The organism is Allostreptomyces psammosilenae (assembly GCF_013407765.1).
Lineage (GTDB): Bacteria > Actinomycetota > Actinomycetes > Streptomycetales > Streptomycetaceae > Allostreptomyces > Allostreptomyces psammosilenae.
In genome coordinates, this window is sequence record NZ_JACBZD010000001.1 from 3,613,810 (window position 1) to 3,628,245 (window position 14,436).

The following is a 14,436-nucleotide window of genomic DNA, read 5'->3' on the forward strand; positions in this document are numbered from 1 at the left end:
CGGACCGGCCGCCCGGGCCGCGTCCGCGCGCGCGTAGGGTCGAGGACGTGCACGACCGAGCGGAACAGCAGCACCGGCCCCACGCGCCCGGGGAGCCCGGCCGGGGCCACCACGCCCCCGGCCCCGAGGGCGCCCACGCCGCCCGCCCCGAGGCCGCCCGGCCCGCCGCGGCCTGCCCCGTCACCGGGCCGGAACCCGCGCTGTTCGGCTGGGAGTTCGCCACCGACCCCTACCCGGCCTACGCCTGGCTCCGCGAGAACGCGCCCGTGCACCGCACCACCCTGCCCAGCGGGGTGGACGCCTGGCTGGTCACCCGCTACGACGACGCCCGGCAGGCCCTCGCCGACCAGCGCCTGAGCAAGGACCCGGCCCGGCACGCCGCCGCCACCGCCGCCCGCGGCAAGACCGGCATCCCCGGGGAGCAGCGCGCCGGCCTCTTCGCCCACCTGCTCAACATCGACCCGCCGGACCACACCCGGCTGCGCCGCCTGGTCTCCCGGGCCTTCACCCCGCGCCGGGTGGAGGCCTTCCGGCCCCGCGTGCAGGAACTCACCGACCGGCTGATCGACGGCTTCGCCGCCCGCGGCACCGCCGACCTCATCCACGAGTTCGCCTTCCCGCTCCCCATCTACGCCATCTGCGACATGCTGGGCGTCCCCGCCGAGGACCAGGACGACTTCCGGGACTGGGCCGGCATGATGATCCGGCACAGCCGGCCGGGGGAGCGGGCCGCCCCGCGCGGCGGCGTCGCCCGCGCCGTCAAGCGGATCCGCGCCTACCTGGAGGAGCTGATCCACCGCAAGCGGGCCGAGGCGGCCGGCGACGACCTGATATCCGGCCTGATCCGGGCCAGCGACCACGGCGAGCAGCTGACCGAGGCGGAGGCCGCGGCCATGGCCTTCATCCTGCTGTTCGCCGGCTTCGAGACCACCGTCAACCTCATCGGCAACGGGGTGAACGCCCTGCTGCGCCACCCCGACCAGCTGGCGCTGCTGCGCGCCGGGCTGGCCCGCGGCGACGAGCGGCTGCTGGCCACCGCCGTGGAGGAGCTGCTGCGCTTCGACGGCCCGGTGGAGCTGGCCACCTGGCGGTTCGCCACCGAGCCGCTGACCATCGGCGGAACCCGCGTGCCGGCGGGCGACCCGGTCCTGGTGGTGCTCGGCGGGGCGGACCGCGATCCGCGGCGCTTCACCGACCCGGACACCCTCGACCTCACCCGTCAGGACAATCCGCACCTCGGTTTCGGGCACGGCATCCACTACTGCCTGGGCGCCCCGCTGGCCCGGCTGGAGGGGCAGCGGGCGCTGGCCACCCTGCTCACCCGGCTGCCCGACCTGCGCTGCGCGGTGGCGCCCGAGGAGCTGCGCTGGCGCGGCGGTCTGATCATGCGCGGCCTGCGCGAACTGCCGGTCGCCTTCACCCCGGTCGGCACGGCGCCGCCGGCGCCGTGACCGGCCGGCGACCGGTGTGCGACGCGGGGCGGGAGCGGCCGGTGTGACGCACTCCCGCCCCGGCGACGTATCACCAGGTCAGCCCTGCTGCCAGGGACACGACCTGGCGTTCACTCATTTGTGATCCCGGCTATCCCCGCTTGTGATTCATCGCATCACCTGCTTTTCTTCTCCCAGTTCGCGCCGCGAACCGCCGACCCCGGTGCGCCGAGTCCTGCCCGACCGGGGCCGCCGCCGACCGCAGTGGAGCCGGGCAGGAGTCGGGGGAACCGACACGCGCCGTCCCCGCGCCAGCGGAGGCGGTGCGCGATACCGCCGTGCCGGACCGGCGCGGCTAGGGGTGAAGCGGCCGCCGGCCGCCGGGTGATCTCCGCCCGAACCCGACAGCTCACCTCGCAGGCGTCGGAGAGGAAGCGCTCATGCTGCTGTCCGGAGGCGGCAAGCACCGCCGGCCCAACCAGACCGACCGGCTCGTCCGCGCCGCGGGCGTCACCGGCGCCGGACTCACCATCCCGCTGCTGGCCGCCGGTGGCGCCTACGCCGCCGACTCCACCACCTGGGAGAAGGTCGCGGCCTGCGAGACCGGCGGGGACTGGAACTCCAACGAGGGCGACGGCTTCTACGGCGGCCTGGCGTTCACCCAGGCCACCTGGGACCACTACGGCGGCGGCGAGTACGCCGAGCGCCCGGACAAGGCGACCCGCGAGGAGCAGATCGCCGTCGCCGAACGCGTCCTGGACATCGAGGGCCCGGCCGCCTGGCCCGCCTGCGCCGACTCGGCCGGGCTGACCTCCCTGGACCTCGATCTCGACCTCGACCTGGGCCTCGGTGACGACGCGGAGGCGGAGGCCGGGGACTCCGACGCGGACCAGCCGCCGGCCGACTCCACGGACTCCGGTGACGGCGCCGACGCGGGCTCCGGCGACACCGCCGACACCGACCCCTCCGACCGGCCCGACGACGCCGGCGACGGCGCCGGGGACGCCGACGCGACCCGGCCCGGCGGCCAGGGCGACGGTGACGCCGGCTCCGACGGCGGCGCCCGCCCCGACGAGCGGCCGTCCGCCGACGGCAGCACCCCGCCGGCCACCAGCGACCCCTCCGCCAGCCCCAGCCCCACGGCCCCCGACGGCCCCTCGGCCACCCCCTCCGCCCCGGCCACCGACCCCACCGCCGGGCCGTCCACCTCCCCGTCGGCCGGCGGCCAGGAGAGCACCGCCCCGCAGACCGAGCAGCCCTCCGGCCGGCACGCCAAGCCCAAGGCCGCCGCCCGGCACGCCAAGCCCTCCCTGATCCGGGAGACGCTGCGCAACCTCCCCGGCGGTGACGCCCGCTCCGACCGCGGCGGCGACCGCGCCGACGCCGTCTCGGACGGCGCCGACGCGGACGCGGGCGACCCCTACCTCATCGCCGCCGGCGACACCCTCATCGGGATCGCCGACGCCTACGACGTCGTGGGCGGCTGGTCGGCGCTGTACGAACTCAACCGGTCCGTCATCGGCGACGACCCGAACCGCATCGTCCCCGGCCAGCAACTGCGCCTGCCGAACGGCTGATCGTCGCGGCCGGGCGGTGGGAAACCCCCGGCTGCCACGTGTTGTTCACCGAGTGCGGTTAGGCTCAGGGCGAAAAGACGTATCCGACCCAAGGAGATGCTCGTGCCGTCGATCGACGTCGTCGTAGCCAGGGAGATCCTCGACTCGCGAGGCAACCCCACCGTCGAGGTCGAGGTCGGCCTCGACGACGGCAGCACCGGTCGTGCCGCCGTCCCGTCCGGTGCCTCCACCGGCGCGTTCGAGGCCCTGGAACTGCGTGACGGGGACAAGGCCCGCTACGGCGGCAAGGGCGTGGAGAAGGCCGTCCTGGCGGTCATCGAGCAGATCGGCCCGGAGCTGGTCGGCTACGACGCCACCGAGCAGCGGCTGATCGACCAGGCGATGCTCGACCTGGACGGCACGGACGGCAAGAGCAACCTCGGCGCCAACGCCATCCTGGGCGTCTCGCTGGCCGTCGCGCACGCCGCCTCCGAGTCCGCCGACCTGCCGCTGTTCCGCTACCTCGGTGGGCCCAACGCCCACGTGCTGCCCGTCCCGATGATGAACATCCTGAACGGCGGCTCGCACGCCGACTCCAACGTGGACATCCAGGAGTTCATGATCGCCCCGATCGGCGCCTCCAGCTTCTCCGAGGCGGTGCGCTGGGGCGCGGAGACCTACCACGCCCTCAAGTCCGTGCTCAAGGAGCGCGGCCTGTCCACCGGCCTGGGCGACGAGGGCGGCTTCGCGCCGAACCTGGAGTCCAACCGCGCCGCGCTGGACCTGATCGTCGAGGCCATCCAGAAGGCCGGCTACACCCCCGGCCAGGACATCGCCCTCGCCCTGGACGTCGCCGCCACCGAGTTCTACAAGGACGGCGCCTACGAGTTCGAGGGCAAGCGCCTCAGCGCCGCCGAGCTCACCGCGTACTACGCCGAGCTGGTCGCCGCCTACCCGCTGGTCTCCATCGAGGACCCGCTGTCCGAGGAGGACTGGGAGGGCTGGAAGACCATCACCGAGCAGCTCGGTGACAAGGTCCAGCTCGTCGGCGACGACCTGTTCGTCACCAACCCGGCCCGCCTCAAGCGCGGCATCGACTCCGGCACCGCCAACGCGCTGCTGGTGAAGGTCAACCAGATCGGCTCGCTCACCGAGACGCTGGACGCCGTCGAGCTGGCCCAGCGCAACGGCTACCGCTGCATGATGAGCCACCGTTCCGGCGAGACCGAGGACGTGACCATCGCCGACCTGGCCGTCGCCACCAACTGCGGCCAGATCAAGACCGGCGCCCCGGCCCGCTCCGAGCGTGTGGCCAAGTACAACCAGCTGCTGCGCATCGAGGAGATCCTCGACGACGCCGCGGTGTACGCCGGCCGCGGCGCGTTCCCGCGCTTCACCCCGGCCGAGGGCTGACGGTCCCGCTGACCGAGAGCCCCGGGGCTGACCGAAGGCCCCGGGTCCGACCGACCGGGACGGCCGGCACCGCGCGGTGCCGGCCGTCCCGCTCCCGTCCCCGGCCGTCGCGCCGCCGGGGGGGGGGACCGGGCACAGGAGCGAGGAGGGGAGCAGCGAGGAGTGGCCGAACCCCCGAACTGGGACACGCTGATCACGCGCTCCGGCCGGCGCACCGGCGCCCGCAGCACGGGCGGGGCGAAGGCGCAGGCCCGCCGGCGCGGCCGGCTCACCGGGCGCGCCGCCGTGCTCCTGCTGGTGCTGTGCTCGCTCGCCCTCGCCATCGCCTACCCGGCGCGGCAGTACGTGGCGCAACGCGACCGCATCGCCGAGGCGCGCGCGGAGGCGGCCCGGCTGGAGCAGGAGGTGGCCGAGCTGCGGCGGGAGAAGGCCCGCTGGCAGGACCCGGCCTACGTGCGGGCCCGGGCCCGCGAGGACCTGCTGTACGTGCTGCCCGGAGAGATCGGCCTCACCGTGCTCCCGGACGCCTCCCCGGGCCCCTCCGCGCCGGCCGAGGACGCGGGGGCCGGCGACGCCGGTGACGCCGCGCTCGGCGCCGACCGGCCCTGGTACGAGAACCTGTGGGACTCCGTCGACCGGGCGGACTGACCGGCGGCGCGAACGGCGGCCCTGAGCGGCGGCGCTGAACGGCAGCGCCGACCGCGGCGCGAACGGCAGCGCGGCCACTCGGGTCACAATGGTCACCATGACCTCCCCTGACTCCGACGACGACCGCCGGCCCGCCGCCGAGGCCCCCCACGTGGACCCCGCGGACATCACCGCCGTGGAGCGCCAGCTGGGCCGCCGCCCCCGCGGGCTGCGCGCCGTGGCGCACCGCTGCCCGTGCGGCCTGCCGGACGTCGTGGAGACGGCGCCGCGCCTGGAGGACGGCACGCCGTTCCCCACCCTCTACTACCTGACCTGCCCCCGCGCGGCCTCCGCCATCGGCACCCTGGAGTCCGAGGGCGTGATGAAGGAGATGAGCGACCGGCTGGCCCGGGACCCCGAGCTGGCCGCCGCCTACCGGGCCGCCCACGAGGACTACATCGCGCGCCGGGACTCCATCGAGGTGCTGCGCGGCTTCCCGAGCGCCGGCGGCATGCCGGACCGGGTGAAGTGCCTGCACGTCCTGGTCGCGCACTCGCTGGCCGCCGGTCCGGGCGTCAACCCGCTGGGGGACGAGGCGCTGGCCATGCTGCCCCAGTGGTGGCGGCGCGGCCGGTGCGTCGAGGACTGCGGCGCCGCCGGGGGCGCGGAACCGGACGCCGCCGAGGGCCCTGCGGGCGGTCCCGGGGACGGCCCCGCGGCCGGCCCGGCGGCCGGCTCCGCGACGGGCGGGGACGGGTCGCGGGGATGACCGGCCACCGCCCCGGCACGCATATGATCGGCCCCATGAGTGGCACGACGAGCGGCGCCCGGCGGGTGGCCGCCATCGACTGCGGGACCAACTCCATCCGCCTGCTGGTGGCCGACGTCGACGACAGCGGACGGCTGCGCGACCTGGACCGCCGGATGATCATCGTCCGGCTCGGCCAGGGCGTGGACCGCACCGGCCGGCTGGCCCCCGAGGCCCTGGAGCGCACCTTCGCCGCCTGCCGCGAGTACGCCGACGCGATCCGCGCGCTGGGCGCCGAGGCGGTGCGGTTCGTCGCCACCAGCGCCTCCCGCGACGCCGAGAACCGCGACGAGTTCACCGCCGGCGTCCGGGACATCCTCGGCGTCGACCCGGAGGTCGTCACCGGCACCGAGGAGGCGCGGCTGTCCTTCCTCGGCGCCACCGCCGACCTGCCCGAGCCGGCCCCCTACCTGGTGGTGGACATCGGCGGCGGATCCACCGAGTTCGTGCTCGGCACGGACGGCGTCACCGCCTCCCGCTCGGTGGACATCGGCTGCGTCCGGCTGACCGAGCGCCACCTGCAGGCCCCGGACGGCACGCTCGTCGACCCGCCCGGACCGGAGGAGATCGCCCGGATCCGCGCCGACGTGGAGGCGGCCATGGACGTCGCCGCCGCCGAGGTCCCCTTCGACCAGGCGCGCACCCTGGTCGGCCTGGCCGGCTCGGTGACGACGGTCGCGGCCCTGGGCCTCGGGCTGACCGAGTACGACTCCACCCGGGTCCACCACTCGCGGCACTCGCGCCGGGCCGTCGGCGAGGTCACCGACCGCCTGCTGGCCGCCACCCACGCCGAGCGGGCCGCCGACCCGGTGATCCACCCCGGGCGGGTGGACGTCATCGGCGCCGGCGCGCTGATCCTGCGCACCGTCATGGAGCGGGTGGGCGCCGAGGAGGTCGTGGTCAGCGAGCACGACATCCTCGACGGCATCGCGCTCAGCTGCGCCGAACGGCTCTGAACGGCCCTCGGCGGTCCTTGGCGGCCCTCACGGCGCTGCCCCGGCCGCGTGGCCGCGGCGCCCCCCGGGCGGTCGTCAAACACCCGTGCGACGGCCGCCCGGGGGGCGCCGCCACGGCCGCTCGCCTGCGCCCTGACGGCGTCCCGACGCCCCCGTGACGCCCGTGCGGCGGCTCCCGGAGGGGGCCCGGTGGGCGCGTCGCCGCGAACTTCGTGAAGTTATTCACATGCGGATCCGCGGGATTGGCCGGCTTCGCCGCGCGGTTGTTCCGTACGACGGACCAACCCCCCGTCCGACGGGCCGCCGACCCCCGCGGGAGCGCGCCGCGCGCGGCGCCGGGAAACTCCTCCGGCGCCCGCGGGAACCACCGGGCCCCGAACGATCGTTGCTGTTCATGGCGGTCCGACCAGCCCTGCCGGGGCCGCCGTGAGGTCCCCCCGAAGGAGCGCGAGCAACCACCCCCCGCCCCCCGTGCCGCATGGAGCGGCGAATTATAGCAGACCCCCCGTCGGCATCCTCGGGTGGGTGTGCGCGGGGTGCCCGGGAACGTGCTGGATACTTTCCGATATGAGCACCACGGAGCGTCCTCGGATCCTCGTCGTCGGGGGTGGGTACGTCGGCATGTTCGCCGCGCGGCGCATTCTGAAGAAGATGCGCTACGGCGAGGCGACCGTGACGGTCGTCGACCCCCGCTCGTACATGACCTATCAGCCTTTCCTTCCCGAGGCTGCCGCCGGCAGCCTCTCCCCCCGCCACGTCGTGGTTCCGCTGCGCCGTGTGCTCCCGAAGGCCGAGATCCTCACCGGCCGGGTGACCTCGGTGGACCACGACCGCAAGGTCGCCACGGTCGAGCCGCTGGTGGGGGACTCCTACGAGATCCCCTTCGACCACATCATCATGGCGCTCGGGGCGGTCTCCCGGACCTTCCCGATCCCCGGTCTGGCCGAGAACGGCATCGGCTTCAAGACCATCGAGGAAGCCATCGCCACCCGCAACCACATCCTCGGCCAGCTGGACAAGGCCGAGTCCACCGATGACGAGGAGGTCCGCCGCAAGGCGCTCACCTTCGTCTTCGTCGGCGGCGGCTTCGCCGGCGTCGAGGCCATCGCCGAGATCGAGGACATGGCCCGCGACGCCGCCAAGTACTACCGCAACGTCAAGCGCGAGGACATGCGGTTCGTCCTCGTCGAGGCGGCCAACCGCATCCTGCCGGAGATGGGCCCCGACCTCGGCGAGTGGACCCTCCAGCGGCTGCGCGAGCGCGGCATCGAGGTCTACCTGGAGACCTCGCTCGACTCCGCCGTCGACAAGCACTGCGTGCTGAAGAACGGCGTCGAGATGGACGCCTCCACCATCGTGTGGACCGCCGGCGTCAAGCCGAACCCGGCGCTCGCCGACTTTGGCCTCCCGCTCGGCCCGCGCGGCCACGTGGACACCAAGCCCACCCTCCAGGTGCAGGGCATGCCCTACGCCTGGGCCGCCGGCGACAACGCCCAGGTGCCGGACCTCGCCAAGGGCGAGGGCGCCTGGTGCCCGCCGAACGCCCAGCACGCGCTGCGCCAGTCCAAGGTGCTCGGCGACAACGTGGTGGCGGCGCTGCGCGGCTTCGAGCCGCGCGAGTACAAGCACGCCAACCTCGGCGCGGTCGCCGGCCTGGGCCTGCACAAGGGCGTGGCCATCCTGTTCAACCGGATCAAGCTCAAGGGCTGGCCCGCCTGGATGTTCCACCGCCTGTACCACGGCTCGCAGATGCCGACCTTCAACCGCAAGGTCCGGGTCTTCGCCGACTGGTTCCTGGCCGGCCTGCTCAAGCGGGACATCGTGGGCCTCGGCGCCATGGAGTCCCCGCGCGACGAGTTCTACGAGGCCGCCGCCCCGGTGTCCGCCAAGCTGGCGGCGCCGAAGCCGGAGGCCCCCAAGGAGACCGCCGCGGCGGCGAAGGGCTGACCAGCCCCGGCGGCCCGGTGCCGCCACGACCGGACGACGACGCCCGGTGCTCTATAACGGTAATCAACGCCGACGGCCCCGCCGACGATTCGTCGGACGGGGCCGTCGGCGTGTGCGGGGGCTCCCGCGGGACGCCGCGGGCCGCCGCGCGGAAGCCGGGAAGGGGTGCCCCGCCGCACCGGATCCGTCCGGCGCGGCGGGGCACCCCTCACGGCGTCACCCCGTCTACTCGGCCTTGATCGCGGAGAGGATGTCCAGCCGGCCGGCCCGGGCCGCCGGCCACACCGCCGCCAGCAGGCCGATCGCGGCGGCCAGCAGCACGAAGACCAGCACCTGACCCCACGGGATGACCGTGCTCCAGGTCGGCATGGACGCCACGAACGTCGTCCCGGTGGCCCAGGCCAGGAACGCGCCCAGCACGATCCCCAGCACCGCGCCGAACATCGAGATCACCAGCGACTCCAGCCGGATCATCCGCCGCACCGCGCCCCGGGCCAGGCCGATCGCCCGCAGCATGCCGATCTCGCGGGTCCGCTCGAAGACCGACATCGCCAGGGTGTTGACGATGCCCAGCACCGCGATCACCACGGCCATGGCCAGCAGGCCGTAGACCATGTTCAGCATCAGGTCCAGCATGGAGGAGAACTCCTGGGCCATGTCGTCGCGGTCGCCCACGCGGACCAGCGGCTGCGAGTCCACCGCCCCCTCCAGGCCGGCCCGCAGCGCCTCGCTGGCTCCCGACTCGGCCTTGACCAGCACCTCCTGCACCGAGAACGCGCCGTCGTGCTCGGTCACCGTGGCCTCGCCGATGAGCATCGGCGGGGTGAACTCCGACTCCTGGTAGATCGCGCCGATCTCCACCTCGGTCGTCGCGCCGTTCGGGAAGCGGGCCGGAACCGTCTCGCCCACCTCCCAGCCGGCCTCGCGGGCGGTCGCGTCGCCGACCGCCAGGGCCGGCCCGCTCAGCGCCTCCAGCGATCCGGCGGTCAGGTCCAGCGCGAACATGTCCGCCACCACGTCACCGTTGACCACCGCCGGGGACCACTCGGTGTCCTCCAGGTCGACCAGGGTGGTGCCCAGCACCGACACCGACCGCACGCCCGGCACCTCGGCCACGCTCTCGGCCACGGACGGGTCGATGGGGCCCCAGTTGGCCATGGACAGGGTGTAGTCGGCGAGCTGCATCCGCTCCAGCGCGGTGTTGACCGCGCCCCGCGCGGAGGCGCCCAGCACGGCCAGCGCCGTCACCAGCGTCAGACCGATGGTGAGCGCGGAGGCGGTGGCCGCGGTCCGCCGCGGGTTGCGCAGCGCGTTCTCCCGGGCCAGCTGGCCGGAGACGCCGAACAGCGCGCCGAACGGGGCGCCCGCGGCCCGGATGATCGGTCGGGACAGCAGCGGGGTGAGCACCAGCACGCCCACCACGGTGGAGAAGGCGCCGGCGGCGATCGGCATCCGGCCGTCCGAGCCGTCCATGGAGGTGCCCAGGAACACCAGGGTCACGCCCGCGGCGAGCAGCAGCGCGCCGAACACGTTGCGCACCACCAGGCTGCGGGTCGGCGCCGGCTGGTCGATGCTGCTCATCGCGGCGACCGGCGGCACCTTGGCGGCCCGGCGGGCCGGCAGCCAGGAGGACAGCACGGTGATGCCCACGCCCACACCGAGCGAGGCGAGCACGGCCACCGGGGAGATCACCAGCGGGCCCTCCGGCAGCTCACCGCCGAAGGTGGACAGCCCGGCCCGCAGGCCCACGGCCACCCCCAGACCCAGCACGAAGCCGAGCACGGCGGAGACCAGACCGATCATGAACGCCTCGGCCAGCACCGAGCGCGTGACCTGGCGGCGGGAGGCGCCGACCGCGCGCAGCAGCGCCAGCTCGCGGGTGCGCTGGGAGATCAGCATGGTGAAGGTGTTGGCGATGATGAAGACGCCGACGAACAGCGCGATGCCGGCGAAGGCCAGCAGGGCCGTGGAGAGGTTGGACGTCCCCTGGGCGATCTGCTCGGCCTGCTCCTCGGCGACCTGCTCGCCGGTGCTGGCGGTGGCGCCGGCCGGGATGACCTCCTCCACCTGCTCCAGCAGCTCGGCCTGGCTGACGCCGTCGACCGCCTGCGCCGTGATGGAGCCGTACTCGCCGGGAACGGCGAGCAGCTCCTGCGCGGTCGCGGTGTCGAAGAGGGTGAGGGTGCCGCCGGGGCCGGAGGACTGGCCGACGCTGGTGAAGGTGCCCACCAGGCGCTCGGTGCGCGCCGGGCCGTCGATCGCGACCGTCACCTCGTCGCCGACGGCGAAGCCCTGCTCCTCGGCGGTGTCGGCGTCCAGGGCGATCTCCCCGGCGCGCTCCGGGCCGCGGCCGTCGACCAGCTCGTAGCGCGGGTCGGTGCCGTCCGGGCCGGGGGCGTAGTTGGCGCCGCCGCCGAAGCCGGTGAGGGTGGAGCCGATGAGCTCGCCGTCGCGGTCCAGGACGGCGGTGAAGCCCTCGACGGTGCCCTGGGCGGAGGCGACGCCGGGCAGCGCCTGGATCCGCTCCAGGGTCTCGTCGGTGAGCACGTCGTCGTCGGCCGGGACGCCGTAGAGGCTCTCCGAGGTGCCGCCGCTGACCGAGACGTCGATGTTGCGCAGGTCGTCCGCGGAGGCGTTGCGGAAGGCGCTGCTCAGGGTGTCGGTGAAGACCAGCGTGCCGCTGACGAAGGCGACGCCGAGGATGATCGCCAGACCGGTCATCAACAGTCTGACCTTGTGCGCGATCACGTTGCGCCAGGCTGTACGGAACATGGGGGTATCCAGGCGGTAGCGGGGCGGCCGCCGGGGCGCGTGCTGCGCCGGGCGGCCGCCCGAGGGAAGCCGTTGAGGGTGTGGGGACGCCGGCGGCCACGCCGGGGCCGGCCGTGCGGTGGTCGGCGGGCGGGCGCTGGTCGGCGGGCGGTGGCTCAGCTGGTGCGGCCGCGGGCGTCGAAGCGCTTCATGCGCTCCAGCACGCTGTCGGCCGTGGGCTGGCGCAGCTCGTCGACGATCCGGCCGTCGGCCAGGAAGACCACGCGGTCGGCGTAGGCGGCGGCGACCGGGTCGTGGGTGACCATCACGATCGTCTGGCCGAGCTCCTGGACCGAGCGGCGCAGGAACCCGAGGATCTCCGCGCCGGAGCGGGAGTCGAGGTTTCCGGTGGGCTCGTCGCCGAAGACGATGTCCGGGCGGGAGGCCAGGGCGCGGGCGCAGGCCACGCGCTGCTGCTGGCCGCCGGAGAGCTGCGACGGGCGGTGCTTCAGCCGGCCGGACAGGCCCACCGTGCTGATCACCTGGTCCAGCCACGCCTTGTCCGGCTTGCGACCGGCGATGTCCATGGGGAGCGTGATGTTCTCCAGGGCGGTCAGCGTGGGCAGCAGGTTGAACGCCTGGAAGATGAAGCCGAGCCGGTCCCGGCGCAGCTGGGTGAGCTGCTTGTCCTTCAGGCCGTTCAGCTCGACGTCGCCTATCCGGACGGATCCGGAGGAGATGGAGTCCAGGCCCGCCATGCAGTGCATCAGCGTGGACTTGCCGGAGCCGGAGGGCCCCATGATCGCGGTGAACTCGCCGCGACCGAACTCGACGGTGACGGAGTCCAGGGCGGTGACGCGGGTCTCACCCTGCCCGTACACCTTCGTGAGCTCCGTGGCGCGGGCGGCGGCCGGCACGGTCGCGGCCGGCGGGTGGGCCGCCGTGGCCTGGTACGCGGAGTAGGGGACGGAGGTGGTCACGGGGCGCTCCTGTCACGCTGGGTAAGTCGCTGCGATTCGATGACTCCATTCTGTGATCGCGGATCCGGCCGGGGCATCAGACGCACTCCCGGTTTTCCGCCCCGCCGTTGGGCTGACCGCGGTGGTGCCGTGTCATCCCCTGGTATGACCGCCGGGCCGCCCACAGGTGGGGCCGTGCTCGGGGGAGATCCCGGAGGGGGCCGCGCCGGGCGGCCCGGCGGAGGGCGCGCGGGGTGGGGAAAAGGGGCGGTGACGCGGCGCGGACGGGAAGCGGAAGAATGCGTTCCACCGGTGACAAGACATGACTATCAGTCAGTTAGCTGCGTTCTCCCGCTGTTTGACACCAAGAAGGGTGCACGGTGCTGTCACCGAACCGTTACTCTGGACGTGCTCGGGCCGGTGCTGGCCGACCGGACCGAACAGACGCGCGCCCGGATGGTGGAACGCAGACACGGGGAGCTTAAACCTCCCTGCCCTTGAGGCGTGCGGGTTCAAATCCCGCTCCGGGCACCACACTCCCCGGGTATGGGGGCCGTCACGTGGGGGGCACGGGACTTTTCCGGCTCCTCGGACGTTTCCCAGGTGGAGAGTCGGTCAAGATCTCCGCTACGGACGTGCCGCTCGCTTTGCCAATTCCTTACGATGGCAGCGGGCCGCCACACGTGCGGCACCACATGGAGGAGTGAGATGAGGAGCAGCAACCCGGTGCTCTCGCGGCGGGGTGCGTTCGGCCAGGGGGGCGCCCAGCCCGGTCCCGCCGCGCCGCACCCGGGTGCGCAGGCGCACCAGCAGCCCTACGGAGCGCCCTACCAGCAGCAGTACGGCGCGCCGTACGCCGCCACCCAGCAGGCCTACCAGCCGGGCATGACGCCCGAGCAGTTGCAGCAGATGTACCAGGCCCCGCCGGCCGGTCCGCTGCAGACGGGCCGGATGACCATCGACGACGTCGTCATGCGCACCGGCATGACCCTCGGCGTGCTGGCCATCGGCGCCCTGGTGGCGTGGCTCACCGTGCCCGTCGGCTCCTTCGGTGTGCCGGTCGTCTGCGCGCTGGTGGCCTTCGTGGTCGCCATGGTGGTCTCGCTGCGGCGCAGCACCAACCCGGCGCTGATCCTGACCTACGCGGGTCTCGAGGGTGTCTTCCTCGGGGCCATCAGCAAGGCGTTCGACGCCCAGTGGAACGGCATCGCGATCCAGGCCGTGCTCGGCACGGTGTCGGTCTTCGCGGGCATGCTGATCGCCTACCGGATCGGCGCCGTGCGGGTGACCCCCCGGTTCTACAAGATCGGCATGGCGATCGCCTTCGGCTTCCTGGGCCTGATCCTGCTGAACCTGGTCTTCAGCCTGTTCGGCGCGGACCTCGGCCTGCGCGAGGGGCCGATCGGGATCATCGTCGGCCTGGTGGGTGTCGCGCTGGGCGCCTTCTTCCTGGCGCTGGACTTCCACGAGGTTGAGACCGGCATCCAGTACGGCGCCCCGCAGAAGGACGCCTGGCTGGCGGCCTTCGGTCTCACGCTCTCCCTGGTGTGGATCTACCTGGAGATGCTGCGGCTGATCGCGATCCTGCGCGGCGACGACTGACGACCGCCCTGCTCCGGTCGGCGCCGCCAACCGAGGCGGCGCCGACCGGCGGGCGCCGTGCCCCGGGGTTCCGACCCTTCGGGCCGGGGCTCGGGGCACGCGGCTTCGAGCTCGGGCCTCGAGCTCAGGCGGCGGGCCGGGGAGACGGAGGGCCACACTCGGCGGAGGGCCGGGCACCCGAGGGTGCCCGGCCCTCCGCCGTCGTTCGCTCCGGGGGATGGCGGGGGACGACGTGGGACGTCGGGGACATCCTTGGACGCCAGCGGGAGGCCGGCGGGAGGATGGCTGCCCGTTCGCCAGGCAGGCAGGCGGGCGCCGTCTTCCCCCAGGCAGGCGGGGGGGGCGGGCGTCCTCCCCCAGGCAGGCAGGCAGGAGGGCGGGCGTCCT

General features: G+C 74.0%; 10 protein-coding genes, 1 tRNA gene and 1 riboswitch. Of the genes, 9 read left to right on the forward strand and 2 right to left on the reverse strand.

What is annotated here, in order from left to right:
• Positions 1-47 precede the first annotated feature (47 nt).
• The 7 genes from FHU37_RS14965 (at position 48) to FHU37_RS14995 (ending at position 8,737) form a co-directional block, all read left to right on the forward strand.
• Positions 48-1,451, forward strand: a complete 1,404-nt coding sequence (locus FHU37_RS14965; RefSeq protein WP_376773947.1) for a cytochrome P450 family protein — start codon at positions 48-50, stop codon at positions 1,449-1,451.
• Between the two features lie 303 nt (positions 1,452-1,754).
• Positions 1,755-1,866, forward strand: a riboswitch (cyclic di-AMP (ydaO/yuaA leader).
• A gap of 4 nt (positions 1,867-1,870) precedes the next feature.
• Positions 1,871-3,007 carry a transglycosylase family protein gene (locus FHU37_RS29020; protein ID WP_179814668.1) on the forward strand — a complete coding sequence of 379 codons (1,137 nt, stop codon included), beginning with the start codon at positions 1,871-1,873 and terminating at the stop codon, positions 3,005-3,007.
• 96 nt (positions 3,008-3,103) lie between these two features.
• Positions 3,104-4,399, forward strand: a complete 1,296-nt coding sequence (gene eno / locus FHU37_RS14975; protein WP_179814669.1) for a phosphopyruvate hydratase — start codon at positions 3,104-3,106, stop codon at positions 4,397-4,399.
• 162 nt (positions 4,400-4,561) lie between these two features.
• Positions 4,562-5,047: an FtsB family cell division protein gene (locus FHU37_RS14980; protein WP_179814670.1), complete on the forward strand. Its 486-nt coding sequence runs from the start codon at positions 4,562-4,564 to the stop codon at positions 5,045-5,047.
• A gap of 97 nt (positions 5,048-5,144) precedes the next feature.
• Entirely contained in the window at positions 5,145-5,795 is a 651-nt protein-coding gene (locus FHU37_RS14985) for a DUF501 domain-containing protein (protein ID WP_179814671.1), read from the forward strand.
• 35 nt (positions 5,796-5,830) lie between these two features.
• Entirely contained in the window at positions 5,831-6,790 is a 960-nt protein-coding gene (locus tag FHU37_RS14990) for a Ppx/GppA phosphatase family protein (RefSeq protein WP_179814672.1), read from the forward strand.
• Positions 6,791-7,357: 567 nt separating this feature from the next.
• Entirely contained in the window at positions 7,358-8,737 is a 1,380-nt protein-coding gene (locus tag FHU37_RS14995) for an NAD(P)/FAD-dependent oxidoreductase (RefSeq protein WP_179814673.1), read from the forward strand.
• A 225-nt stretch (positions 8,738-8,962) separates the two neighbouring features.
• Here FHU37_RS14995 and FHU37_RS15000 read toward each other — a convergent pair whose 3' ends face one another.
• Positions 8,963-11,509 (reverse strand): ABC transporter permease, encoded by a 2,547-nt coding sequence (locus FHU37_RS15000; RefSeq protein WP_179814674.1) that lies wholly within the window; start codon positions 11,507-11,509, stop codon positions 8,963-8,965.
• A 155-nt stretch (positions 11,510-11,664) separates the two neighbouring features.
• Positions 11,665-12,468, reverse strand: coding sequence for an ABC transporter ATP-binding protein (locus FHU37_RS15005; protein ID WP_179814675.1), 804 nt, complete (start codon positions 12,466-12,468; stop codon positions 11,665-11,667).
• 429 nt (positions 12,469-12,897) lie between these two features.
• Here FHU37_RS15005 and FHU37_RS15010 point away from each other — a divergent pair.
• A tRNA-Leu gene (locus FHU37_RS15010) sits at positions 12,898-12,981 on the forward strand.
• A gap of 174 nt (positions 12,982-13,155) precedes the next feature.
• A complete protein-coding gene (locus FHU37_RS15015) occupies positions 13,156-14,049 on the forward strand; it encodes a Bax inhibitor-1/YccA family protein (protein WP_179814676.1) in 894 nt (297 codons plus the stop codon).
• The last annotated feature ends 387 nt before the right edge of the window (positions 14,050-14,436 follow it).

What these genes read in the sequence shown, in the direction of transcription:
- FHU37_RS29020 (WP_179814668.1), top strand. Translation starts at nt 1,871, where the DNA reads ATGCTGCTGTCCGGAGGCGGCAAGCACCGCCGGCCCAACCAGACCGAC.
- eno (WP_179814669.1), top strand. Translation starts at nt 3,104, where the DNA reads ATGCTCGTGCCGTCGATCGACGTCGTCGTAGCCAGGGAGATCCTCGAC.
- FHU37_RS14985 (WP_179814671.1), top strand. Translation starts at nt 5,145, where the DNA reads ATGACCTCCCCTGACTCCGACGACGACCGCCGGCCCGCCGCCGAGGCC.
- FHU37_RS14990 (WP_179814672.1), top strand. Translation starts at nt 5,831, where the DNA reads ATGAGTGGCACGACGAGCGGCGCCCGGCGGGTGGCCGCCATCGACTGC.
- FHU37_RS14995 (WP_179814673.1), top strand. Translation starts at nt 7,358, where the DNA reads ATGAGCACCACGGAGCGTCCTCGGATCCTCGTCGTCGGGGGTGGGTAC.
- FHU37_RS15000 (WP_179814674.1), bottom strand. Translation starts at nt 11,509, where the DNA reads ATGTTCCGTACAGCCTGGCGCAACGTGATCGCGCACAAGGTCAGACTG.
- FHU37_RS15015 (WP_179814676.1), top strand. Translation starts at nt 13,156, where the DNA reads ATGAGGAGCAGCAACCCGGTGCTCTCGCGGCGGGGTGCGTTCGGCCAG.